General features: G+C 59.9%; 20 protein-coding genes. 10 read left to right on the plus strand and 10 right to left on the minus strand.

The features are described 5' to 3' along the window. Window positions 1–51 precede the first annotated feature (51 nt). Window positions 52–2,076 carry a c-type cytochrome gene (locus tag ACP7EW_RS29060; RefSeq protein WP_426221581.1) on the plus strand — a complete coding sequence of 675 codons (2,025 nt, stop codon included), beginning with the start codon at window positions 52–54 and terminating at the stop codon, window positions 2,074–2,076. On the opposite strand, the gene ACP7EW_RS29065 is transcribed toward ACP7EW_RS29060, so the two are convergent. Both ACP7EW_RS29065 and ACP7EW_RS29070 read right to left on the minus strand, forming a co-directional pair. After that, the gene (locus ACP7EW_RS29065; protein ID WP_426221582.1) at window positions 2,073–3,323 is read right to left on the minus strand and encodes a 2-aminoadipate transaminase; all 1,251 of its coding nucleotides are present in this window, start codon (window positions 3,321–3,323) and stop codon (window positions 2,073–2,075) included. The genes ACP7EW_RS29060 and ACP7EW_RS29065 overlap by 4 nt on opposite strands. Before the next feature lie 83 nt (window positions 3,324–3,406). After that, window positions 3,407–4,306: a LysR substrate-binding domain-containing protein gene (locus ACP7EW_RS29070; RefSeq protein ID WP_426221583.1), complete on the minus strand. Its 900-nt coding sequence runs from the start codon at window positions 4,304–4,306 to the stop codon at window positions 3,407–3,409. 144 nt (window positions 4,307–4,450) lie between these two features. Between ACP7EW_RS29070 and ACP7EW_RS29075 the strand changes: the two genes are divergently transcribed. Continuing rightward, window positions 4,451–5,479 (plus strand): amino acid ABC transporter substrate-binding protein, encoded by a 1,029-nt coding sequence (locus ACP7EW_RS29075; RefSeq protein ID WP_033896227.1) that lies wholly within the window; start codon window positions 4,451–4,453, stop codon window positions 5,477–5,479. Window positions 5,480–5,491: 12 nt separating this feature from the next. Here the strand turns inward: ACP7EW_RS29075 and ACP7EW_RS29080 are convergent, their stop codons facing one another. From ACP7EW_RS29080 to ACP7EW_RS29090, 3 genes are all read right to left on the minus strand, one after another. Beyond that, entirely contained in the window at window positions 5,492–6,505 is a 1,014-nt protein-coding gene (locus tag ACP7EW_RS29080; RefSeq protein WP_426221584.1) for a sensor domain-containing diguanylate cyclase, read from the minus strand. Between the two features lie 141 nt (window positions 6,506–6,646). Continuing rightward, window positions 6,647–8,536, minus strand: coding sequence for an alkaline phosphatase D family protein (locus ACP7EW_RS29085; protein WP_426221585.1), 1,890 nt, complete (start codon window positions 8,534–8,536; stop codon window positions 6,647–6,649). A gap of 439 nt (window positions 8,537–8,975) precedes the next feature. Further along, window positions 8,976–9,764, minus strand: a complete 789-nt coding sequence (locus ACP7EW_RS29090) for an MlaA family lipoprotein (RefSeq protein ID WP_038846701.1) — start codon at window positions 9,762–9,764, stop codon at window positions 8,976–8,978. 164 nt (window positions 9,765–9,928) lie between these two features. On the opposite strand from ACP7EW_RS29090, the gene ACP7EW_RS29095 reads away from it, so the two are divergent. Together ACP7EW_RS29095 and ACP7EW_RS29100 are read left to right on the plus strand one after the other, a co-directional pair. Beyond that, window positions 9,929–10,639, plus strand: coding sequence for a response regulator (locus ACP7EW_RS29095; protein ID WP_177075149.1), 711 nt, complete (start codon window positions 9,929–9,931; stop codon window positions 10,637–10,639). After that, window positions 10,636–11,952, plus strand: coding sequence for a sensor histidine kinase (locus ACP7EW_RS29100; protein WP_426221586.1), 1,317 nt, complete (start codon window positions 10,636–10,638; stop codon window positions 11,950–11,952). The genes ACP7EW_RS29095 and ACP7EW_RS29100 overlap by 4 nt, the downstream gene beginning before the upstream one ends. Window positions 11,953–11,963: 11 nt before the next feature. Here ACP7EW_RS29100 and ACP7EW_RS29105 read toward each other — a convergent pair whose 3' ends face one another. From ACP7EW_RS29105 to ACP7EW_RS29115, 3 genes are all read right to left on the minus strand, one after another. Beyond that, window positions 11,964–14,207 carry an ATP-binding protein gene (locus ACP7EW_RS29105; RefSeq protein WP_426221587.1) on the minus strand — a complete coding sequence of 748 codons (2,244 nt, stop codon included), beginning with the start codon at window positions 14,205–14,207 and terminating at the stop codon, window positions 11,964–11,966. After that, window positions 14,204–14,818 carry a biliverdin-producing heme oxygenase gene (locus ACP7EW_RS29110; RefSeq protein WP_426221588.1) on the minus strand — a complete coding sequence of 205 codons (615 nt, stop codon included), beginning with the start codon at window positions 14,816–14,818 and terminating at the stop codon, window positions 14,204–14,206. The genes ACP7EW_RS29105 and ACP7EW_RS29110 overlap by 4 nt, the downstream gene beginning before the upstream one ends. Before the next feature lie 195 nt (window positions 14,819–15,013). Beyond that, complete coding sequence (locus ACP7EW_RS29115; protein WP_177110014.1) at window positions 15,014–15,394, minus strand: response regulator; 381 nt, start codon at window positions 15,392–15,394, stop codon at window positions 15,014–15,016. Window positions 15,395–15,594: 200 nt separating this feature from the next. Between ACP7EW_RS29115 and ACP7EW_RS29120 the strand changes: the two genes are divergently transcribed. Beyond that, the gene (locus ACP7EW_RS29120) at window positions 15,595–15,972 is read left to right on the plus strand and encodes a c-type cytochrome (protein ID WP_028617863.1); all 378 of its coding nucleotides are present in this window, start codon (window positions 15,595–15,597) and stop codon (window positions 15,970–15,972) included. Between the two features lie 78 nt (window positions 15,973–16,050). Beyond that, window positions 16,051–16,626, plus strand: a complete 576-nt coding sequence (locus tag ACP7EW_RS29125) for a hypothetical protein (protein WP_426221589.1) — start codon at window positions 16,051–16,053, stop codon at window positions 16,624–16,626. Between the two features lie 129 nt (window positions 16,627–16,755). On the opposite strand, the gene ACP7EW_RS29130 is transcribed toward ACP7EW_RS29125, so the two are convergent. Continuing rightward, a complete protein-coding gene (locus tag ACP7EW_RS29130) occupies window positions 16,756–17,127 on the minus strand; it encodes a PH domain-containing protein (RefSeq protein ID WP_016979611.1) in 372 nt (123 codons plus the stop codon). A gap of 127 nt (window positions 17,128–17,254) precedes the next feature. Here ACP7EW_RS29130 and ACP7EW_RS29135 point away from each other — a divergent pair, with 127 nt between their 5' ends. Further along, window positions 17,255–17,890 (plus strand): LysE family translocator, encoded by a 636-nt coding sequence (locus ACP7EW_RS29135; protein ID WP_426221590.1) that lies wholly within the window; start codon window positions 17,255–17,257, stop codon window positions 17,888–17,890. Between the two features lie 8 nt (window positions 17,891–17,898). Here ACP7EW_RS29135 and ACP7EW_RS29140 read toward each other — a convergent pair whose 3' ends face one another. Further along, window positions 17,899–18,228, minus strand: coding sequence for a hypothetical protein (locus ACP7EW_RS29140; RefSeq protein ID WP_426221591.1), 330 nt, complete (start codon window positions 18,226–18,228; stop codon window positions 17,899–17,901). A 179-nt stretch (window positions 18,229–18,407) separates the two neighbouring features. Here ACP7EW_RS29140 and ACP7EW_RS29145 point away from each other — a divergent pair, with 179 nt between their 5' ends. The 3 genes from ACP7EW_RS29145 (at window position 18,408) to ACP7EW_RS29155 (ending at window position 22,407) form a co-directional block, all read left to right on the plus strand. Then, a complete protein-coding gene (locus ACP7EW_RS29145; RefSeq protein WP_426221594.1) occupies window positions 18,408–18,944 on the plus strand; it encodes a sigma-70 family RNA polymerase sigma factor in 537 nt (178 codons plus the stop codon). After that, on the plus strand, window positions 18,941–19,906 hold the full coding sequence (locus ACP7EW_RS29150; protein ID WP_426221592.1) for a FecR domain-containing protein: 966 nt from the start codon (window positions 18,941–18,943) through the stop codon (window positions 19,904–19,906). The genes ACP7EW_RS29145 and ACP7EW_RS29150 overlap by 4 nt, the downstream gene beginning before the upstream one ends. Before the next feature lie 92 nt (window positions 19,907–19,998). After that, window positions 19,999–22,407: a TonB-dependent siderophore receptor gene (locus ACP7EW_RS29155; protein WP_426221593.1), complete on the plus strand. Its 2,409-nt coding sequence runs from the start codon at window positions 19,999–20,001 to the stop codon at window positions 22,405–22,407. The last annotated feature ends 197 nt before the right edge of the window (window positions 22,408–22,604 follow it).

Below are 22,604 nucleotides of genomic sequence, written 5' to 3' on the forward strand. Positions count from 1 at the left end.
GGCCTGCGCTGAGGGGACCGCCCCACGCCAGGTTATTAAAGGACTAATGCGATGGCGCTTTCCCTTTCCCGCCTGGCCTTGCTAGGGGCGACGCTCTGCTTGTCTCTTCCTCTGCACGCCAACGTTCCCGACGCTTCGCTGATCGAACAAGGCAAATATGTCGCGCAACTGGGCGACTGCATCGCCTGCCACACCGCCAAGCAAGGCAAGGTGATGGCCGGTGGCCTGAAACTGAGCACGCCAATGGGCACGATCTTTTCGAGCAACATCACGCCGGACCGCGAGACTGGCATTGGCGCCTACACCTTCGAGCAATTTGACCGCGTCATGCGCGAAGGCGTGACGCCGATGGGGATGAACCTGTACCCGGCGATGCCGTATCCGTCCTACGCCAAGATGAGCGAAACCGACATGCGTGCCCTGTTCGCTTATTTGATGCAAGGCGTCGAACCGGTGCAGCAGGCCAATCTTGAGGCGGACATGGGCTTTCCGTTCAACCAGCGCTGGGGCCTGGCCCTGTGGAATTTCGCCTTCCTCGATAAACGGCCTTTCAAGCCGGATCCGGCACGCGACGAACCACTCAACCGTGGCGCCTACCTGGTCCAGGGCCTGGGCCACTGTGGCTCCTGCCACACGCCACGGGGCATCGCGTTCCAGGAAAAAGCCATGAGCGACGAGGGCTCCAGCGGCCAGCACTACCTGGCCGGTGAAACCGTCGAGCATTGGCGTGCCCTGAGCCTGCGCAACCTGTGGACGGTGGAAGACACCGTGCAACTGCTCAAGACCGGGCAAAACCGCTTTGCCACGGTCGCCGGCAACATGGCCGATGTGATTCACCACAGCACCCAGCACTTCAGCGATGATGACCTGACCGCCATCGCTAGCTATCTGAAGTCGCTGCCGCCCGGCAAGGACGACCTGCCCATGCCGTCCGTGGCCCTGGCGCCTGCCACGCCACCGGCAGATCTGTTCACCAGCCGTGGCGGCCTGGGGTACCTGCAGTTCTGCAGCGACTGTCATCGCAGCGACGGTGCGGGTGTGAAAGGTCTGTTCCCACCCCTGGCCGGCAACCCGAGCATTGCGTCCAGCAACCCGACGTCACTGTTGCACATCACCCTGACGGGCTGGGAAACCGCACAAACGGCAACGCATCCACGGGTCTACACCATGCCGGGTTTCGCCCGTTTGAAGGATCAGGAAATCGCCGAGATCCTCAGTTTCGTGCGCACCCGCTGGGGTAACGAAGGCACGCCTATCAGCGCTGCTCAGGTGAAGAAACTGCGCGATCAACTCAACCCAGCTACCACCGATTCGTCGGCCTTCGAAACCCCGCGCCTGGCCGAGTTGCTCGCGGCGCCCAACGCCGACCAGGTGGTTCGAGGTATGCGCCTGCACCTGCAAACCAAGGAGTTGCTGCCTAACAACGTCGGTAACTCGCTCAATTGCACCAGTTGCCATCTCAATGCCGGCACGGTGGCGGATGGCTCGCCGTTTGTCGGCGTCTCGGCGTTTTTCCCCAGCTATGCGCCGCGCGCGGGCAAGGTGGTGACACTGGAAGAGCGCATCAATGGCTGCTTCCGTCGCTCGATGAACGGCAAACCCCTGCCGCCGCAATCGGCGGACATGCAAGCGATGGTCGCCTACTTCGACTGGATGAAAAACAACACCCGCCCCGAAGACAAGGTGGCCGGGCGCGGCGTGGGCAAGGTCGACCCGGCGATCAAACCGAACCTGGCCAATGGCAAACAGGTTTACGCCAAGCAATGCGCTGTGTGCCATGGCGACAACGGCCAGGGACTGGCACGGGCCGATGGCGAACTGATCTACCCGCCGCTGTGGGGCGATCAATCGTTCAACATCGGTGCCGGCATGGCGCGCACCTACACGGCCGCGGCGTTCGTCAAACGCAATATGCCGATTGGCTTCCACGAGAAATTCCCGTTGGGGCAGGGCGGCTTGTCGGACCAGGAAGCGGTGGATGTGGCGGCGTATTTCTCCGGCCAACCGCGCCCGGACTTCCCGGACAAGGTCAAGGATTGGCCGAAAGGCGGTAAACCTGTCGATGCGCGTTACTAGTCCAACTGTTTGAGGCAGGCCTCGAGAATGTCCAGGCCTTCCTCCAGCACCGCAGGCTCGATGGTCAGCGGTGCCAGCAGGCGGATAATGTGCCGCGACTTGCCGCTGGGCATCAGCAACAAACCGGCGTCCCGCGCCAGGCCGAGTAGTTGGGCCAGCTGTTTCGGCGCGGGTGTGCCGTCGGTGTTGGCCAGTTCGATACCGCGCATGGAACCAACGCCGGTCAGGCGGCCGAGGTAGGGTGTGAGGCCTTGTGCACGCCAGGTCTCATAACGGCTGACGATGGCTTCTTCCTGCTGTGAGCCCCAGGTTTTCAGCTGTTCATCGGTCATTGCATCCAGCGTTGCCAGCGCTGCTGCACAGGCGATGGGATTGCCGGAGTACGTGCCGCCCAGGCCACCTTTTGGCAGATTGTCCATCAACGCCTTGCGCCCTACGACGGCGCCCAGCGGTACACCGCCGGCGATGCTTTTACCCAGCAGGATCAAGTCCGGCTCGATCCCCAGGCGCGAGAACGCAAAACGCTCGCCGGTACGGCCAAAGCCCGATTGGATTTCATCGGCAATCAGCAGAATGTTGTTTTCGTCGCAAAAGCGCCGCAGCGCTTGGGCGAATTCGATGTCCAGCGCGAGGAATCCCCCTTCGCCCTGCACCGGTTCGATGATGAAGCAGGCCACGTCGTTGACGTCGATTTCCACGCTGAACAGGCGGTCCATGGCCTTCAGCGCTTCGGCGCTGGTCACGCCGTTATCGGCACTGGGGTAGGGCAGGTGATACACAGGGCCGGGCAGTACTCCAACCTTTTGCTTGTAGGGCGCGACTTTGCCATTCAGGTTGAGCGTGGTCAGGGTGCGACCGTGAAAGGCACCATCAAACGCGATCACTGCGGTGCGACCGGTGGCGCCGCGCACGATCTTCAGCGCGTTTTCCGCCGCCTCCGCGCCGCTGTTGGTGAGCATGCCGCTGACGGGGTAGTCCACCGGGATAAACGCAGTAAGACGATCCATCAGCTCGAGGTAGGGCGCGTGAGGTGCTGCGTTGAACGCGTAGTGGGTCAACTGAGTCGCCTGGTCACGGATGGCTTCGACCACGCCGGGGTGGCAATGACCCAGGTTGAGCACACCAATGCCGCCGACAAAATCGATATAGCGTTTGCCCGAGGTGTCCCAGACCTCAGCATTTTTGCCGTGGCTGAGGCTGATGGGGTGAACGATGGAAATCGACTGGCTGATGGTTTCGCGGCTCATGAATCGGGGACTCGGCAGTGACGGGCTTGTTTTTATCTAAGCCGGCCGGCCGCCCTTGCTGCAAACGAAATAAAGTCGCCGGGTCATGACTGAAAGTCAGGATGTGCGCCGACGTACTCCACCATCCAGTTGAGGAAGGCTTTCACCTTGGGGATCTCGCCGGCATGTTCGGCATGGGCGATGAAGTGCGCGCCGCTGCTGGGCATTGCATAGTTCCAGGGAATCATCAGGCTGCCCTGGGCCAATTCATCCGCCACCAGATACTGCGGCACCAGCGCCACGCCATAGCCTGATTGTGCCGCCCGGATGCACATGTAGAACGTGTCGAAACGCGGCCCATGGTAGCTATTCTGTGAGTGCAGGCCCTGTTCCAGGAACCATTCGTGCCAGGCTTCCGGGCGCGAGGTGCATTGCAACAAGGTGTGGTGTGACGAGGCATCGCTGCCATCGGCGACAAAACCCGGTGCACACACCGGGACGACCGCCTCACGGAACAGTTCGATGCAGGTCGCCCCCGGCCAGGAGCCCTGACCGAAGAAAAATGCGATGTCGGCCTTGGCCTGCAACACGTCGAAAGGCTCCAGCTCGTTGCGCACGTCCAAATGGATATTCGGATGTTTCGCCGCGAAATCCTTGAGCTTGGGTACCAGCCAGCGGTCACCGAAGGTTGGCTGGGTGGCGATGCGCAGCACTTCAGTTTCGCCGCCGTAGGTGAGGATGTAGCGGCTGGAGATATCCACCTGGGTGAGGATCTTGTGCACCTCGGCCAGGTACAGCGAGCCCGCCGGCGACAGGTACAGGCGCTGGCGCACCCGATCGAACAGGTTGTGGCAAAGCATCTCCTCCAGCTGCGCCACCTGCTTGCTCACCGCACTCTGGGTCAGGTGCAGCTCTTCGGCGGCGCGAGTGAAACTCAAATGGCGGGCGGCGGCCTCGAAGCATTGCAGGGCCGTCATCGAGGGGGTCAAGCGTTTTGAAATCATGCACTTCATTCCAAATCTGAAGGAGCCTTTGCCTAAAGGTCGTTTGTGGCAGTGGCGCAAAGCCGTTGATACTGCCCGGCAGCACTATAAACCGGCGCGGGCTGTGGAGCGCCGAATAATAAGGAATGACAGGGAGCGCCTTGCATGAACCCATTCAAAACTACTTTGGCCGCCATCGGTGCCACCGCCGTGCTGGGCTTGGCGAGTACCGCCCAGGCGGGCACGACCCTGGACGCTATCCAGAAAAAAGGCTTTATCCAGTGTGGCGTCAGTGACGGGCTGCCGGGCTTCGGCGTACCGGACAGCAAGGGCAAGATGACCGGTATCGATGTGGACGTGTGCCACGCGGTAGCGGCGGCTGTTTTCGGCGACGCGTCGAAAGTGAAATTCACCCAGTTGACCGCCAAGGAGCGCTTCACCGCGCTGCAATCCGGTGAAATCGACCTGATCTCACGCAACACCACCTGGACCAGTTCCCGTGATTCGGGCATGGGCCTGGTGTTCACCGGCGTGACCTACTACGACGGCATCGGTTTCCTGGTGAACAACAAGTTGGGCGTCACCGCAGCCAAGCAACTGGACGGCGCCACCGTGTGCATCCAGGCCGGTACCACCACCGAACTCAACGTGTCCGATTACTTCCGCACCCACGGCATGAAATACACGCCGATCACCTTCGACACCGCTGATGAAAGCGCCAAGGGACTTGAGGCCGGGCGTTGCGACGTGCTGACCACCGACCAGTCGGGCCTGTACGCCCAGCGCATCAAGATGGCCCACCCGGATGAGTTCGTGGTGTTGCCGGAAGTGATTTCCAAGGAACCGCTGGGGCCGTTGGTGCGCAAGGGGGATGACGAGTGGTTCAGCATCGTCAAATGGACCCTTTTTGCGATGCTCAATGCCGAGGAAATGGGCATCACCTCGCAGAACGTCGAAGAACAGGCCAAGACCACCAAGAACCCGGATGTCGCGCGGTTGCTGGGGGCGGACGGCGAATACGGCAAGGACCTTAAACTGCGCAAGGATTGGGTGGTGCAGATCGTCAAGCAAGTGGGCAACTATGGCGAAGTGTTCGAGCGCAACATCGGCCAGGGCAGCGTGCTGAAGATCAAGCGCGGGCTCAACGCGCTGTGGAACAACGGCGGCATCCAGTACGCGCCGCCGGTTCGCTGACACGCTGGGGTGTCATTCGGACACCCCATCCTTCCCCGCCGCTTTGGCGCGATACAACGCCTGATCGGCACGCGCTATCAGGGCGGCGGGGGTCTCATCCGTTTGACGCTCGGCTACGCCCAGGCTCAGGGTGACTTTGAAGTCGTCCCGGTGCGGGCTGTTCTTCAACTTCAGACGGATACTCGTCGCTATTGTTGTGGCGATCTCCAGCGAGGTTTTGGGCAGGACCAGCACAAATTCATCGCCACCCCATCGTGCCAGCAGGTCACCTGGGCGGATACAGCTTTGCAGGCATTCAACCACCTGCACGAGCGTCTGATCGCCCACACCATGGCCGTATCGGTCATTGATCGACTTGAAGTCGTCGATATCCATCGCAATCAGCACCAGTGGCAGGCGAAAGCGCTGGGCGCGGTCGCACTCTTCCAGCAACACTTTTTCCAGGCGGTAGCGATTGGCGACCAGGGTCAGGGCATCCCTTTCGGCGAGGGAGCGGTTTTCATCCAACTGTAGCTGCAACTGCTGATTGACCCGCGACAGCTCGCGCGTGCGTTCGGCCACCAGGGCTTCAAGGGACTGATTACGCTGCTCCAACTGCTCGACGGAGCATTTGCGCAGATGAATATCGCGATGGGCACCGACCATGCGCGCGACCGAGCCATCCGTATTGCGCGCAATCACGTAGCCGCGGTCTTCGATCCACAGGTAGCTGCCATCTTTTTTTCGGCAACGATACTCGGCTTGGTAGTGGGGCGCGCGGCGGTGGATATAGTCGTCGAACAGCTTCATCACGTGAGGATAGTCATCCGGGTGAATCACGTTCTCCCAGGTGAACACACTGTTCTCCAGCGCATGGCGGTGATAGCCGAGCATTTCGTACCAGCCGGGGTTGCGGTAGACGAACCCGGTATTGGCGTTCCAATCCCAGATCCCGTCGCTGACCAGCTCCAGGACGGTGTGCAGCATGTCGGCGTTGAAGTGAGAGAAATCCTGCTTCAACGGGTTATTGTCGGAGGTATCGTTCATCTGCGCATTCCCTTGCATAGGCAGGCACCTGAAGCCTGCCATCGTTTTCGCCGATACTCCGTGGCTGGGGCTACTTTACAGCGCGGGCTAGCAGCTTTGAATAGGACAGATGTACGGCTTACGATTGATGGCTATAGGCTATTAATTTGGGGCCACCATTCTCGTTGGTACCTTCCCATCCGCGTTGTGCTGGTAAATCGCTTCTGGCTGGCCCTGATCATTAAAAAATACTTGGCCGATACCCGCCGAATTCCATAACCGTTCGCCCGCTTCGGCATGCTCAGGAATATGTGGCACCACCTGCATGGTGCGGCGGCGCGTGAACCAGTTGAGGGGCGAACGGGGCGAGTAGAGCCAGCGGTTGAGGCGGTCGAACCACTCCAGTAACCGTGGTGGGAATTCGTTCTTGATACCGCTGCTGGTGATCTGCCAGATCCTGGGACCGGCGTTGCGATGGCGGATCAGCACTTCGTAGACGAACGAGTAGTGCACGTCACCGGAGAGGATCACGTAGTTACCTGGCGTGCGTGAGTGGCGGAAGATATTGAGGATCACCTGTGCAGCGCCGCGATGGGCCATCCAGTTTTCCGCATCCACCAGCAGGGGGTGGCCGCACCAGCTGAAGACTTTCTGTACGGTCTCGATCAGCTTGACGCCAAAGATCGGCGCGGGTGAGACGATGATGGCCGAGGGGTGGTCCAGCAGTTCCTGTTGAAGTTCGCTCAAGGCTTCCCAGTCCAGCAGGCCGGACGGTTGCTTGAGGGTGAACTCGCTGCGCCAACGACGGGTGCGGGTGTCGAGCACCACCAGGGCAGGGGTGGTAGGCAGTACGTAGTGCCAGCGTTGAAATTTCAGCAGTGTTTCGAGCAGTTCATCCTGCGCCGTGGCGTCGAGATGGTTGGCTTGGGGCTGAGCAGTGAGCGCTTGGGTTTGGTTGATCAGTTCGCCAAACGCATCCGGCTGGTTGCCCCAGCCTTGGCACAGCAGGTAAGCCAGCAGGGCGTTGCCGATGATGCGTTTGGAAAAGGGATGGTCATAGGCGGTCTCTTCCCATTGGGCGCTGAGGTTCCAGTCATCGGTGATGTCGTGATCATCAAAGATCATCAAGGTGGACAGGTGGGCGAAGACCCGCGCGACGCCTGGCAGGCCGTCGCGGAATCGATCTATTTGTATTTGTTCGCGGGCGTAACGCTGCTGTCGTTCTGTATTCAGACGCGGCGGTTGAGGCGTGATCAGCGTCCAGGGCGTTGGCGACCACACCAGCAAGTACATCGCGATGACTTCGGCAAAGGTCACTAGGTGGTTGTCGGCGGTGCTGCTGGTGAAGATCGGTTTTTTCACACCGCCAAAGAAGCGTTCGCGCAGGGTTTCGTTGCTGTCCAACGCAGGCAGCAAGTCGGCGCGATGGTAATAACTGGCGTGATGTTCATAGAGGCTGGCGCTGTCATCGATTACGGCGCCTTCCAGGTATTCGTCGAACAGGCCCAGGCGTGCGATCAATGCGTGAATCGCCCGCAACATCGGCCCGGCGACATCATCGGCGTAGACCTGATCGCCACTCATCATCAGCAGGGCCGGGCGGTCGCTCGGGCTTTGGGCGTCGGCCAATAGGCGGTCTACACACAGCAGACCCTCATCGGCGCTGTGGTGGGGTTTGCGGCAGGAGCCATGGACCAATTGATGGATGCTGCTGTGCAAAACGAAACTTGGGAATTGGGCGTTGGCGTACAGCAGGTGCGGTGCCCAGTCGGCGAGGCCGGTGTTGTCGAACAACAGGTCGTAGCTGATCGCCTCGTCCAGAGGCAGTGCGTTGTCCAGTGTCACATCGATCAGGTGGATAAAGGCATGGCGCCCCACGCGTACGACCTGGCAGTTGTCCAGGGGGACCTCCAGGGTTCGGGCAGGCAGATGCAGCTTCAACATCAATTCGAGTGCTCGGCTCCCCACCAGCCACAGCACCAGGCGCCGAGGTTCGAGGCGTCGCAACAGTGGGCCGGCCAGTACGGCGGGCAGTGTCTCGGTGAGCGGCATGCAGGCAAGATTTCCAGGCGGGATTGGACCGGAAAGATTAATCCAGTGAATGTCATGGTTTTGTTAAGGGAGAGTACGAAGGGCCGTGCACTGCCCTTCGCATGAGGCGGTTACAGCACTCGGCCTCGACCCAGGCTGTCCATCCCACCGCCGTTTCTGCGTCGGTCACTGTTCGTGGTGCGATCAGGGTCAGCGGCGTTCAGTTGTGTTGCGTCAATGCTGCGCTTCCTGCGCTGGGGCGCTGCATCATCCTGCTGCAGTGGGGGGTATTGAAAGTTGCCCAGTGAGTGATTGATTGCGCTAAGCATGGATGTTTCCTTCTATAGGAGTAGAGGATTACTTCGCCTTTCGCAGCGAAGTGAGGCCAAACCTATAGAGGATGAGAAAGACCGGCTATAAACGCGCTGCTGCAAGATATGACTGGTGTTGGCGCCGTTTTTCAAAAGTCGTCAGAGGCGCCATTCGCGCAACTGTCTAGACCGGGAGATGTAGCGCCTTGCTTGCCCTCCCGCACAAACGCCGCCCGATTTTCCGCTACCACATTACGCAACGCGCTGTAGTAATCCGGCAGCTTCTGCAGGCTGTCGGTAAGCGGCAAGAGCGATGCCCGTGTATCGACCGTTCCGCCGACCAGGCTGAGGGTGCCCAGGGTCTGTACCGTATCGCTGTCGCCCAGCGGCGAGACCAGGAAGCTCAAGACCTTGCCCGCTGCGTCCCGGCTGTTGCTGGTGCCCAACAAGGGCAATTCGACAATGGGGCCGCTGCCCATGCCCCACACGCCAAATGTCTGGCCGAAGTCTGCTTTGTGGCGTGGGATACCAAGACGGTCGGAAACATCGAATAGTCCCACCACGCCTATCGTCGTGTTCACGGCAAAACGCCCCAGGGTATTGACCGAACGTCGCGGGTTGCCTTGCAGCAGATCATTGATAAACACCTTTGGCTCGCTGAAGTTGCTCGCGAAGTTATGCACACCCTGCTGGAAAAAATCCGGCAGGTAACGGTAGCCGCGAGCCACGGGAGCCAGGGCGTAGTCGTCCACCGCACGGTTGAATGCAAACACCCCCCGGTTGACCGGTTCGGCCGGGTCATACACCGGGTAGTTCACCTGTGCACATTGCGTGGTGGGCGTTACGGGCGCCGGGCTCGCACAGCCCGTCAGGTAAGACACAGTCAGCAACAGCACGGCCTGGCGGGCCAGATGCTGGGGGTAGGTCAGCGAGCGCATGGGCACAGTCTCCGCAAAAGGGAGGCCGATGCTGGCATTGCGGCCTTGCGCAAAGATGTCTGGTTTATTGCGCGGTTGACGCTTTATTGCAGGGTTGAAATATATGACGGGCCGCGCCGAATGGTTTTAGATGGCACCTTGTCCCAGCCCAGTGAAGACCGTCGGTGAGCAACCTGTTGATCGTGGACGATGACCTTGAAGTCCTCGCCCTGCTGAAGAAATTTTTCCTGCAACACGGCTATACGGTCGAGACCGTGGCCAGTGGCATCCAACTGTGGGCGGCCATGGAGCGCCAGCCCGCCGACCTGATCATCCTCGACCTGATGCTCCCCGGCGACAACGGCTTGCTGTTGTGCCAGCGCCTGCGCCAGCAATACGCCACGCCGGTGATCATGCTCACCGCGATGGGCGAACTCAGTGACCGTGTGGTGGGCCTGGAAATGGGCGCCGATGATTACCTGAGCAAGCCTTTCGACGCGCGTGAATTGCTGGCCCGAGTGCGTGCGGTGTTGCGCCGGGCGGGGGAGAGCCGGCCGCCCTTGGGCGATGCCGCGCGCCCGCTGATCCGTTTTGCCGGCTGGCAACTGGACCTCACGCGCCGCGAACTGCGTTCACCCGACCAAGTGATGATCCCATTGTCGTCCGGCGAGTTCGACCTGCTGCTGGTGTTTGTCGAACACCCGCAACGGGTGCTCAGTCGCGAACAATTGCTGAACCTGGCGCGCGGCCACAGCCATGATGCGTTCGACCGCAGCATCGACGTGCAAGTGAGCCGCCTGCGTCGCAAGCTGGAATTCGATACCAAGCGTCCGGCGATGATTCGCACGGTGCGCAACGGTGGCTACCAATTCACCGCCAGCGTGACCCGTTCATGAGGCGCCCACGCGATACCGTGGCGCGCTGGATCGCCCTGACCATCCTGATTGCGATGTTGACTGCATTGGCGTTCAACGCCTTGTTTGTGCAATTAGCTGGTGTGTGGGCCCGACCCCCACTGACCGAAATCGGGTTGTTGGAAAGGATCGCCGTGGTGGTGCGCGTGGTCGAGGCCTCCGAACCGTCGCAACGTCCACATCTGGCCCAAGCAGTCGGTGACGAAGGGTTCAGCGTGGTGTGGGCCGCCCAGCGCCAGGCCTTGGGGTTGCCCGTTCTGTCCGACCCTGATTTTCACTCGGGCGAGCAGGTGTTCAAACACCTGCTCCAAGGGCCACCTCGTCCGATGGAGGCGTATGAACCGTCTGACTGGCCTGGCGGCAACGGCCGCTACGCGCTGCTGGTGCGACTGGCCGACCAATCCTGGCTGATGTTCAGCGCGCCGTCGCGCAGTTGGGGGCTGGACGATGGCGCACGTAGCCTGATCGTGGTGCTGCTGGTGCTGATTTCGACCGCGCTGGTCACCCTGGTCGCGACCCGTCGCCTGGCCCGACCTCTGCAGCACTTTACTCAGGGCGCGCGGCGCTTTGGTGCCGACTTTCGGGCGCCGCCCATCGAGCCGGTCGGCCCGCACGAAATCCGCCAGGCGATCCTCGCCTTCAACAGCATGCAAGCGCAACTACGGCATTTCATCCAGGACCGCACCCAAATGCTCGCCGCCATTTCCCACGACTTGCGTGCGCCGCTGACCCGGCTGCGTCTGCGCGGTGAGTTCATCGAGGACGCCGATCAACAGCAAAAGCTGTTTCGCGACGTGGACGAAATGCAGGCCATGATCAACACCGCTCTGGAGTTTTTCCGCGATGACGCCCGGCTGGAACAAGCCACCCAACTGGACCTGGCGGAATTACTGCAAACCCTGATCGACGACTACCGTGACCAAGCCATCGAACTGACCTTTTACGGCCCGCCGCGCCTGGTGTATTTCGGCCGTCCACTGGGCCTAAAGCGCGTGATGACTAACCTGATGGACAACGCGATTCACTACGGCACCGCGCCGCAGATCGAGTTGCAGCAGAGGAATGGAGAGGTGGTGGTTCGCGTACTGGATCGCGGGCCAGGCATTCCCGTTGAACATCGCGAGCGGGTGTTCCTGCCGTTCTATCGCCTTGAAGGGTCACGCAACAAAAGCACGGGCGGTGTCGGCTTGGGGCTCTCCACCGCTCGGGCGATTGTGCTGGAACATGGCGGCACCTTGACCCTGGCCGAGCGCCAGGGTGGAGGATTGGAGGCGGTAGTGGTGTTACCCGTTTAGCCCAAGGTCCGTCAGGTATGCGAGTCGTCAATCACCTTCGGCACCGTAAATCGAAACTCGCTGCCACGGCCCACCTCACTTTCGGCAACGATCTTGCCGCCATGGGCCTGGACGATGCCTTGTGTGATGTACAGCCCCAGCCCGCTACCGGTCGGGTTGTTTTCCGCCTGGGTCCAGTAGCGATCGAACACATGGGGCAGCTGTTCCGGCGCAATACCTTCGCCGGAATCGCGCACGGAGAATACGATTTCTTCACCATTGCTCATGGCGCTGATCCCGATATTGCCCTGGCGTGGGGTGAACTTGATGGCGTTGCCAATCAGGTTCGACAGCACCTGGAACAGGCGCTCCGGGTCGGCATTGATCTGCAGGCCCGGCTCGGCGTTGAACGACAGATCAATGCCTTTCTCCATCGCCAGGGGCGCCAGCAACGAGTAGGCCTCATCGAAAATCTGGCTCACATCCAGTATCACCGGCCGCACCACATAGCGCCCCGCCTCGATTTTCGAGGTGTCGAGCAAGTCTTCCAGCAGCACGTTCATACGTCCGGCGGCCTGTTGCATGGTGTCGATGGCCGAGGAAATCCGCCGCGAAGTGTGTGGGCCATCGGAGCTGAAGGCCTTCTGCATCATGCCGCACAGCATGGAGATCACCGTCATCGGGTTGCGCAGGTCGTGGGACACCACCGCCACCAGCTCATCGCGGGCGCGCACCGCTTGTTGCTCGCGCAGCACCTGGCGAGCCAGGTCGTTTTCCAGGGCCGAGCGGCGCAGGTCGTTGGCGGCAAAGTGGTCGCCATGGCTCCACTTGGTGGAGATGCCGGCCATTTCCACCTTCCAGATTTCAAACGATGTGCGTGGGCGAAGGCGCAGGCCGGCGTCGGAGTTTTCCAGGTCCAGCGGTTTTTTCGGGTCGCCGCTCCAGTTGATGTTCTCTTTCACTTCCGGGCGGAACCACAGCACGCCGTTGTCCACCGGCTTGGGCAGGCTCATCGCCAATACGCCACTGGCCACCTGCTGGAACTCGACGGCCGGCAGGTACACCGACGACAGGTTATGGCTGGAGAACACCGGCTCGCCACCTTCTTGCAGCCACCTGTGCAAGGCACGGATCTGCGCCGGCTCCGGGCAGTTACCGTAGCGGTGCAGTTGCTTGTCTTCGATGATCGCCACACCGCCGGACAGGGTCAGATCCATCAGTAATTGCGGTTGCTGGGCCAGGCCGTCGAACACATTGGCTTCGGAGGCTTTCATCGCGCGATCCAGCTGGGCGAGGGCCTCGACTTTCTCTTCACGCTGACGGCTCAGGTCCAGGGCTTCCATGGCGCTGATCTGCAGCGACAGCACCTGGCCGATGGTTTGGCAGGCTGTGCGCAGGTCATTGGGCACCAGCAACGGCTCACGGTTGCCGCAGCTGATCAGGCCCCACAGTTTGTCGCCCTTCATCAACGAAATGCTCATGGACGACAACACGCCCATGTTCTGCATGTACTGGCAATGAATCGGCGACACGCTGCGCAGGGTGGCGAAGCTCAAGTCCAGGGGCTGGCCGGTATCCGGGCGCAGCTTGGGCAGCAGGGGCACAGGCTCGTAGGCCGCGTTCGGGATGATGCGTAGCCAATTGGTGCGATACAGCTCACGGGCTTGCTCCGGGATGTCGGACGCGGGGAAGAACAACCCGTTGAACAGTTCCATGGACGGTGCCGACGCTTCGGCGATCACCTGGCCATGGCCTTCGTCTTCGAAGCGGTAGATGAGTACCCGGTCGTACCCGGTCATGGCCTGGATTTCATTCACGCTGATTTCGTACAGTGCTTGCAGGGTTTTCGCCGACTGCAAGCGCTGCAGCATTTTGCCCAGGTCACTGGTGCGACCATTCAGCGCCCGTGGGCGGAAATCCTTGAGCAGCGGCTCGAACTCCAGTACCAGCACCTGCTGATGGCGATGCAACAGGCCTTCGAATTCCGCGCCGTTAAACGTGACGTGCAAGGGCGGCGCATCGAAAAACGTATTGTTTTGCGCCATGTCGGCAACCGCCTTGGCGCGCTCTGCGCCTACCAGCGTGTGCAGTGGCTGGCCTAGCAACGCCTCGGCGGCATGGCCGAACAAAGTGGCAACGTTGGCGCTGACCTGGATGATGTTCAGGTCCGGCTCCGACAACGTCAGCAGCACACCGTGGGGCTGGATGGCGCCGGGGAAACGGATGGGCTCGTCGGCACAGTTGGCAAGCAGCTCTTCAAAATCTTCGGGTTTCATAGCAGTACCTCCTGGCTGTCGAGCCATTGCTCAAAGCAGCTGAATGTTGATCGGGCAGCGTCCACTGCGCGCTGTTTGGCTGGCGCGTCGAGTGGCTGGTTGCCCAGGTAATCAAGAAAGTCTTTCCAGCGTCGGCCGGTCTCTACCCCGTAGATATTGAGAAACGCACCGCCGTTGTCGGCATTCACGTTCAGGCGCTGGTCCATTTCCCGGCGCAGTACTTGGCCGCCCAGGGTCGCGCCTTCGAGTACATACAAGGCGCCCAGGCAGGCAGCGGGGGTGTCGAACGTGGGGAGTTCAAGGCAACGGGGGAGGGTGTCGACAGCTCGGTCATCCGGGGCCAAGGCATTGAGATCACTGACCAGCGTCGGCGTTTTCACACGCAACGCGCAGTCGTAGCCGTCAGGAATCAAGCCACTGTCGTACAGTGCTGACTCGACTGGACCATAAAACCCGTAATACGCCTGGAGTAAGCGCTGGTACCAATCGGCATCCAGTTGCTCGGAGAAAAACGGCAGGCGCTTTTCCAGCGCCACATGCAACAGGGCCGTGCCTGTGCGCAACGCTTCCAGCAATGAGGGCGCACCAACGTCATGGGCCTGTGAATGCATTCAATGAGCTCGAACTGTGGGCCTCTCGGCCATGAATGACGCGTGGAAATGGGCGACGATTCTACACACCTCAAAGCCTTATTCTGTACGCACAAGGCGAAAAGGCTGACCAGCGGATCAGAAAAGTCGCTCCTTGCCTCATTAATGACCGCAGCGCTTGCCGCGAAGTTCGGTTAAAGCGATGTCGCAACGCCATTAATGCATGGACAACCCCTGTTGGGTCAACGCGGTTTGCACGCACTCAATCAAATGTTCGCTGCTCCACGGCTTAGGCAGGAAGCGAACCGATCCCCCCAACTGAGCCGCCAACTTGGTGTTACCCGAGGTGAGCACCACCGGGACGCTCGGCCAACGATGCGCCACTACCCGGCTCAAGTCATAACCATTGAGCAAACCCGGCATCTGGATATCACTGACAATCAAGTCCACCGGATCATCGCCCCGTTCCAGGTAAATCATCCCTTCATCCGCTGAAGGAAACGACGTCACCAGCGCGCCGAAATCCTCCAGTACATCCACCATTAACGATCGAATGATCTCGTCGTCTTCCAACACTAAAATCGATGGCTGAGCCATGATCCTTACTCCACCATCAGGGTTCATAGAGGTGGAGTAGAACACGTCTATATAGGTTCGATTGGATATCTATAGGGCGATGGATGGTCGTTTAAGAGGTGCTATCCGGTAAAGTGCAGGGCTCGCTGCTACGTGCTCAAGGATTGACATGTTTGTCCGCAACCCTTTGGTTCCAGAACTGATCTAGAAGTGGAGTCCCCATGAAGTACCGCGCTTTGATGACCCTCGCCCTGATCCTCACCACAAGCCCAGCCTTCGCAGCCGGTGACGCCGAGGCCGGCGGCAAGCTCTTCACCAAGACTTGCGGAGGTTGCCACAGCATCGGTGAGGGCGCTCGCGGTGGATTCGGGCCGGAGCTCAACGGCATCATCGGAAGGCCCGCCGGGACCACCACGGACTATCAGTACTCCGACGCGATGAAAAACTCCGGCGTGGTCTGGACCCGGGACAAACTTGCCGCCTACATCGAGGCGCCGAAGAAGGTGGTGAGTGGCACGCGGATGATCTTCTGGGGCATCAGTGATCAGGAGAAGATTGAAAACATTCTGGCGTACCTTGAGACCTTTCAGCCCAAGTGACCGTGTTGCTGGCGCGAAACATTATGTTTAAAAGCCGGTCCAGTCATCACACCTATTCACTGATAAGGACATCTCACCGTGAAACGAATTGCACTGCTCTCCCTCATTACCCTGGCCCTGTGCGCCTGCCAATCCAACCAACGCGACTCCTCGCCCAGCCTGCTCAAGGACGGCATCCAACTGCGCCAGAAAACCGTGGCCGTGGATGCGGAGCACGCCAAGGTCATCATGAAGGCCACCGGCGGCACCAACCCCGTCGAATTCGCCATCCGCCGCGAAGGCGACCCCGACCAACGCCTGGAAACCCTTGGCACTGTGATGGATACCGGCGAAGGGAAAGTCTTCAACTGGATCGCCAAGCTGAACCAGACGGTGGCGAGTGCGGGGTTCAAGCGGTTTCCACAATTGGAGATTCAGGCGGACCCTGGCAAGAAACTCACCGTGTCCAGCTCGGCGAGAAGTCAGGGCAATGGGGTTTACTACAGCTGCGGGCCGGTGATGAACACGTTCAGCCCGGAGAAGGCGAAGGTGTATTTGGTGGAGTTCCAGTTCCGGCTCAACCGTGCGGCGTGTGCGCTGCAGGTGTTTGATATTACGGATCCGGGGAATCGGGTGTTGATTGGGGGGGCGGGGAGTGAGGTGAAGGAGGGGTAAGGGGCGAGGGGGACGACCAACCCCCCCATTCGCAAGCATCTGAGATGCCTGGGGACGTTGTGGAGTTTTTTATTGGTCAGTGACAGTCCCGAAGACCTTGGGACGCCAAGGTCTTTTTTTACCTGTTGATCATCCCAACAGGTGCTTGGAAATCAACCGTGAGATTTCGACGATCGAGGTCTTCCCCGTAAACTCGAATTTCACCTTCCCCAACGACGAAAAGTAAATCTCCAACTCCGAATCCAGGTCAAACGTCCCGGACGTCTCCACCGAATACGCGACGATGTTCTTGTACGGCAGCGACGTGAAATCCTTCTTGCTACCGGTGATCCCCTGCACATTCACCGCAATAATCCGCTTGGTGGTAAACACCACCCCATCACGCATGGCCTTGTACGCATCCACCACTTCTTCACCGTCCAGCAGCAGGTCGGCGACGCGTTCGGCGTATTCGTTGTTTTGCTTGAGTTTGAAGAAACCTTTGTTGTTGAAGTCGATCATGGGCCTGCCTCTTGGGTGTATGCCGTTTTGCTCGCGGATCTGTATCTAACGCGGGCATTTTGAACGCCCTACCATGGCGGCCAAGCTTACAATCTTGGCCAGATGTTTCAAAAAACGGAGCCTCATCATGCCTGAACTGTCCAGCTGGCTGGCCTATGCGCTGATCTCACTCGGCATGGTGCTCACGCCCGGCCCTAATATGATCTACCTCATTTCCCGCTCGATCTGCCAGGGGCGCACGGCCGGATTGATTTCACTGGGCGGCGTGGCGTTGGGTTTTCTGGTTTATATGTTGTGCGCGGCATTGGGGATCACCGCTTTGGTGATGGCGGTGCCGTTTGCCTACGACGCGTTGCGCTTCGGCGGGGCGATGTACCTGGCGTATATGGCTTGGCAGGCGATCCGTCCGGGGGGACGCTCACCGTTCCAGGTGCGGGACTTGCCCAAGGACAGCCCGCGCAAGCTGTTCACCATGGGCCTGGTGACCAATCTGCTAAACCCCAAGGTGGCGGTGATGTACTTGTCGTTGCTGCCCCAATTCATCGACCCGAACGGTCATAGCAGTGTGCTGGCGCAATCGCTGGTGCTGGGTTTTACGCAGATTTTTATCAGTGTGAGCGTCAATGCGGTGATTGCCACGATGGCGGGCTCCATCGCGGTGTTTTTTGTCACCCGGCCGGGGTGGCAGGTGGTGCAGCGTTGGTTGATGGGGTCGGTGTTGATGGGGTTGGCGGTGCGGATGGCGGTGGAAGGGCGGCGGTAAGTTGTGCTTTATAGGATGGCTTTGAGATAGTCCTTGAGTGCGCCGAGCGGGGCGTTGAGTTCATCCAATGTCGACGCTTGATGTGCATCCACCGCCAGCCGTTGCAGTTCGCGGCCCATCACGGTATCGGCGCCACCCAGGGAATCGAGCGCCAGCGTCAGGCATTCATTGAGCTTCATTTGAATCCCAACCCAATCCCCCTGCCGCACCAACAACCCAAACACCTCGCGGTCATACCCCTCCATCACCGGATCATCCCGTAAAACCGGGCTGCCGCCGTCCGTCTCGTGCACCAGCTTCAGTGCAAAGAGCGCAACCGCTTCCAGCGTCAATTCCATGGTTTTGGTTCCTCGGCGTCTTTGGGGAATAGTAGGGGAGGGCGATGATCCCTGTTCTGTGGCGGAAAAAAAAGACCTGGGGCTACTTGCCTGCTGCAGCAATGGGGTCGCTTTTGCTCGTTGTAGTGGCCAGTTTTTCTCATTACCATTGGGAACAATTCTTATTCGTAGGGCTTTGTATGCCCCCGCTTCCCGAGCCCGTCGCCGCACCTTTCAGCGTTGGCAGCCTGTATTCGGCCCATCACGGTTGGATTCAACGCTGGCTGGCCCGAAAACTCGGCAATGTCAGTGATGCCGCCGAGCTGGCTCACGATGTCTTCGTCAGGCTGTTGAGCCATCCGCGTGAATTCGGCAGCGAAGGGCATGCGCGTGCGTATCTCAGCACTTTGTCGCGCAATGTGTGTGTGGATTTTTTCCGACGCAAGCAGGTGGAGCAGGCCTGGCTTGAGGTGTTGGCGAGCCGGCCTGAAGACTGCGCGCCTTCGGAGGAGCATCGCGCATTGGTGCTGGAGGCCTTGGTGCATTTGCAGGCGATGCTTGATCGCTTGCCGGTCAAGGTGTCCGAGGCATTTTGCCTGGCTCAGCTCGAGGGCTTGAGCTATCGCGAGATCGCGCTGCGTATTGATGTGAGCGAGCGTACTGTCACCAAATATATTGGCCAGGCCATGTTCCAGTGCATGGTGCTGGAGGCTGAGCTGGACGGTGCCTTGTCATGAGCACTAACCCCGGTGGTCTCGATCACGCCACCTTGCAGCAAGCCGCCGACTGGTTTGCCCGCCTGAGTGCCGAGCCCAATGCCCTGCCGTTGCAGGAGGCCTGGCGCCAATGGCATGCCCACAGTGAGGTCAACCGGCTGGCCTGGAGTTATGTCGCACGTGTAGGACAACGCTTTGCGCCGTTGCAGGACGATGCCGTTGGAGCCAACAAGACGCTGGAGAGTCTGCGACATTCGCAACGTTCGCGGCGCCAGGTGTTGCGCGGGTTGTCGGTGGTCATGGGCGGCACGCTGTTGGGGTGGGCCGGTTGGCAACAGCGCTGGTTGGCGGGGGGCTGGAGCACGGATTTCCATACGAGTACCACGGTGTTGGGTGAGCAGCTGTTGGCCGACGGGACGCGCATCTGGCTTAACAGCGGTACGGCGTTGGATGTGAATTTCAGCGCCAGCCAGCGCGAGTTGAAACTCTATAGCGGCGAAATCCTGATCAACACCGGCAAGGACGGGCGACCGTTCGTGGTGCAAACACCCCAAGGCCGTTTGCGTCCTTTGGGGACGCGTTTCAGTGTGCGTGAGCAGGACGGGCACACGTTGCTCAATGTGTTCGAGGGTAGTGTGGAGGCTGCCTGTGGGGACACTGATCAACGCCGCATCCTATCGGCGGGGCAGGGCGTTCTATTTGATCGACAGCGTCTGGCCGCAACGCAACGCGCTCAACCTGGGCGCGAGGCTTGGTCAAAAGGCGTGCTGATGGCGAACGATATGCGGCTGGGGGACTTCATTGGTGAACTCGCCAGCTACCGACATGGCCATCTGGGCATCGACCCCCAGGTCGCCAATCTTCGGGTGATGGGCACTTATCCACTGCAAGACACCGATCAGGTACTGGCAATGCTTGAGCAGGTCTTGCCCGTGCGCATCGAGCGGCGCTTCGCCTGGTGGACCACGGTGGTTGCGCGCTGACATTTTTTTGCATCTTGTGCTTCCGGTTTTGATTGCTCATACGAATTAGAGAAGGACAACGGCTTGACGCCTCCTTCGACCGGAACTGTTTTATGTCCTCATTCCTGCGTAACTCACCACAACCTTTGGCGCTGGCTATCGCGATTGCCTTGGTCATCCCCGCCAGCCTGGGCATGGCGCCACTCGTGGCAGCCGCTGAGCAGTCGAGCGTGCAGACCTACGATCTGCCCGCCGGTGCATTGGCCGACCAACTCAACCAGCTCGCCGCCCAAGCCGGCATCTACCTGGCGGGCAATGCCGCGCTCACCGCCGGCAAGACCGGTCCGACGCTGCGCGGCAGTTACACGGTTGACCAGGCGCTGCAAACGCTATTGGTGGGGAGTGACCTCACGGTAGTGCAGACCGGCGAGGGGCGCTATCAACTACAGCCGGGTGCAGGCGGCGCGTTGCAACTGGGTACGGTGTCGATCTCCGGCATGGCACCGGGTTCGACGACCGAAGGCACTGGTTTGTACACCACGTACTCGTCCAGCAGTTCGACGCGGTTGAACCTCACGCAGAAAGAAACCCCGCAATCGCTCACGGTGATCACCCGCCAGCGCCTCGATGACCAGAAACTCACCAACCTTACCGAAGTGCTGGAAGCCACGCCGGGCATCACTGTGCTGCGCGTCGGCGTGGGCGCGGAGAACGATACTTACTGGTCCCGTGGTTTCCAGATCAACAACTTCGAAATCGATGGCGTCCCCACCTCGGCGCGGTTGGACAACACCACGCAGAACACTGCGATGTACGATCGTGTTGAAGTGGTGCGCGGCGCCACCGGCCTGATCAGCGGTTCGGGTACGCCCTCAGCGACTATTAACCTGATCCGCAAGCGCCCGACCGCCGAAACGCAGGCCAGCATCACTGGCGAGGCGGGCAGTTGGGACCGGTATGGCACCGGTTTTGATGTGTCCGGGCCTTTGAACGACAGGGGCAATCTTCGCGGGCGCCTGGTGGTGGACTACAAGAAGCAGAACTCCTGGGTCGACCGCGTCAACACCGACTCGCAACTGGTGTATGGCATTTCCGAGTTTGACCTGAGCGACGCCACCATGCTCACGGTGGGTTTCAGTTATATCAACAATCAGGTCAACGACCCGCTGCGCACCGGCTTCCAGATGTTCTACAGCAATGGCAATCGCACAAACTTCAGTCGTTCGGCCAACAGCGCACCGGACTGGGCTTACAACGACCGCAAGCAGACCAACGTCTTCACTTCTATAGAGCACCAGTTCGATAACGGCTGGGGTGGCAAGGTGGAAGTCAGTCACACCCAGAATGAATTCGACGAACTGATCAACTATATGAATGGTGATATCGACCAGGTCACCGGGCAGGGCGCCTATCTATATCCCAACCGCTGGTCCGGCACGCCGCGCCAGAACAACCTTGATGCTTACCTTACGGGCCCTTTCAGCCTGTTTGGGCGCGAGCATGAGTTGATCGCTGGCGTCACGATGTCGCGCTATAACGAAAATACCCCGAGCCACGGCGGTTGGTTTGGTTCCTGGACCGGCTACGACGGTACTGTGCCTAACATTTTCAACTGGAACGGCAGCGGCGCCAACCGCCCGGATACCACGCCCGTTGGTAAGACGCATATTGAAGAAAACCAATACGCCGCCTACCTGACCTCGCGCTTTCATGTCACCGACAGTACCGCCGTCATCCTCGGCGGTCGCGTCACCGAGTGGAAGCGCAACAACGAAGTCAGCGTGTACGCCGATCCGACCCAGGACACCGAAAGCAAGGAAACCCGCAACGGTGTCTTCCTGCCGTACGCCGGTATTGTCTATGACCTGAGCGACACTTGGGCGGTGTACGCCAGCTACACCAAAATCTTCAACCCGCAGGCCTATGGCGTTCACGACGAAAACAACAAAGCCCTCGACCCGCAGGAAGGCACTGGCTACGAGGTTGGGGTAAAAGGCAGTTTCAACGACGACAAACTCAACGCCAGCCTGGCGCTGTTCAAGATCGACCAGGACAACTTGGCGGTGTATGTGCGGGCGCCGGATATCTACCGCCTGGAACAGGGCACTACCACCCAAGGCGTCGAGTTGGAACTTAACGGTGAGTTGAGCGAAGGCTGGCAGGCGTCGGCGGGGTATGCGTACAGCGTGAGCACCAATCAGGACGATCAGCGCATTGTCACGACCAGCCCGCGGCATAGTCTCAAGACGTTCACCACTTACCGGCTGCGGGGAGTGTTCGACAAGGTCACCGTGGGCGGCGGCGTGAACTGGCAGAGCAAGACGGGGATGGACCTGCACACGTTCGAGCAGGGGAGTTATGCGCTGACCAATGTGATGGCGCGGTACGACATCAGCAAGAACCTGAGTGCGACGCTGAATGTGAATAACGTATTTGATCGTAGCTACTATGCGTATGCGGACAGTTGGAGTGTTTATGGCGCGCCGCGCAATTTCATGACGAGTTTCAAGTACACCTTCTGACGGTGCCGCCCGGGCGGGTGCTTCGGTTATGAAAAGAATTTCTACGCAGGGGTTGACCACGAATTTTAAAGCTGTATTATTCGCCTCCCGCTGACGAGAGATCGGAAGCGCAAGTGGTTGAAGTTGTTGAAGAAATCTTCGAAAGCTTCTGAAAATAATCACTTGACAGCAAATGAGGCTGCTGTAGAATGCGCGCC

Origin of the sequence: Pseudomonas sp. DWRC2-2, from assembly GCF_049897885.1 — a bacterium.
Lineage (GTDB): Bacteria > Pseudomonadota > Gammaproteobacteria > Pseudomonadales > Pseudomonadaceae > Aquipseudomonas > Aquipseudomonas azotoformans_A.

Excerpts from the sequence above, each read along its gene's own strand:
- ACP7EW_RS29060 (WP_426221581.1), top strand. The coding sequence starts at position 52 with ATGGCGCTTTCCCTTTCCCGCCTGGCCTTGCTAGGGGCGACGCTCTGC.
- ACP7EW_RS29065 (WP_426221582.1), bottom strand. The coding sequence starts at position 3,323 with ATGAGCCGCGAAACCATCAGCCAGTCGATTTCCATCGTTCACCCCATC.
- ACP7EW_RS29070 (WP_426221583.1), bottom strand. The coding sequence starts at position 4,306 with ATGATTTCAAAACGCTTGACCCCCTCGATGACGGCCCTGCAATGCTTC.
- ACP7EW_RS29075 (WP_033896227.1), top strand. The coding sequence starts at position 4,451 with ATGAACCCATTCAAAACTACTTTGGCCGCCATCGGTGCCACCGCCGTG.
- ACP7EW_RS29080 (WP_426221584.1), bottom strand. The coding sequence starts at position 6,505 with ATGAACGATACCTCCGACAATAACCCGTTGAAGCAGGATTTCTCTCAC.
- ACP7EW_RS29085 (WP_426221585.1), bottom strand. The coding sequence starts at position 8,536 with ATGCCGCTCACCGAGACACTGCCCGCCGTACTGGCCGGCCCACTGTTG.
- ACP7EW_RS29090 (WP_038846701.1), bottom strand. The coding sequence starts at position 9,764 with ATGCGCTCGCTGACCTACCCCCAGCATCTGGCCCGCCAGGCCGTGCTG.
- ACP7EW_RS29100 (WP_426221586.1), top strand. The coding sequence starts at position 10,636 with ATGAGGCGCCCACGCGATACCGTGGCGCGCTGGATCGCCCTGACCATC.
- ACP7EW_RS29105 (WP_426221587.1), bottom strand. The coding sequence starts at position 14,207 with ATGAAACCCGAAGATTTTGAAGAGCTGCTTGCCAACTGTGCCGACGAG.
- ACP7EW_RS29110 (WP_426221588.1), bottom strand. The coding sequence starts at position 14,818 with ATGCATTCACAGGCCCATGACGTTGGTGCGCCCTCATTGCTGGAAGCG.
- ACP7EW_RS29115 (WP_177110014.1), bottom strand. The coding sequence starts at position 15,394 with ATGGCTCAGCCATCGATTTTAGTGTTGGAAGACGACGAGATCATTCGA.
- ACP7EW_RS29120 (WP_028617863.1), top strand. The coding sequence starts at position 15,595 with ATGAAGTACCGCGCTTTGATGACCCTCGCCCTGATCCTCACCACAAGC.
- ACP7EW_RS29130 (WP_016979611.1), bottom strand. The coding sequence starts at position 17,127 with ATGATCGACTTCAACAACAAAGGTTTCTTCAAACTCAAGCAAAACAAC.
- ACP7EW_RS29135 (WP_426221590.1), top strand. The coding sequence starts at position 17,255 with ATGCCTGAACTGTCCAGCTGGCTGGCCTATGCGCTGATCTCACTCGGC.
- ACP7EW_RS29140 (WP_426221591.1), bottom strand. The coding sequence starts at position 18,228 with ATGGAATTGACGCTGGAAGCGGTTGCGCTCTTTGCACTGAAGCTGGTG.
- ACP7EW_RS29145 (WP_426221594.1), top strand. The coding sequence starts at position 18,408 with ATGCCCCCGCTTCCCGAGCCCGTCGCCGCACCTTTCAGCGTTGGCAGC.
- ACP7EW_RS29150 (WP_426221592.1), top strand. The coding sequence starts at position 18,941 with ATGAGCACTAACCCCGGTGGTCTCGATCACGCCACCTTGCAGCAAGCC.
- ACP7EW_RS29155 (WP_426221593.1), top strand. The coding sequence starts at position 19,999 with ATGTCCTCATTCCTGCGTAACTCACCACAACCTTTGGCGCTGGCTATC.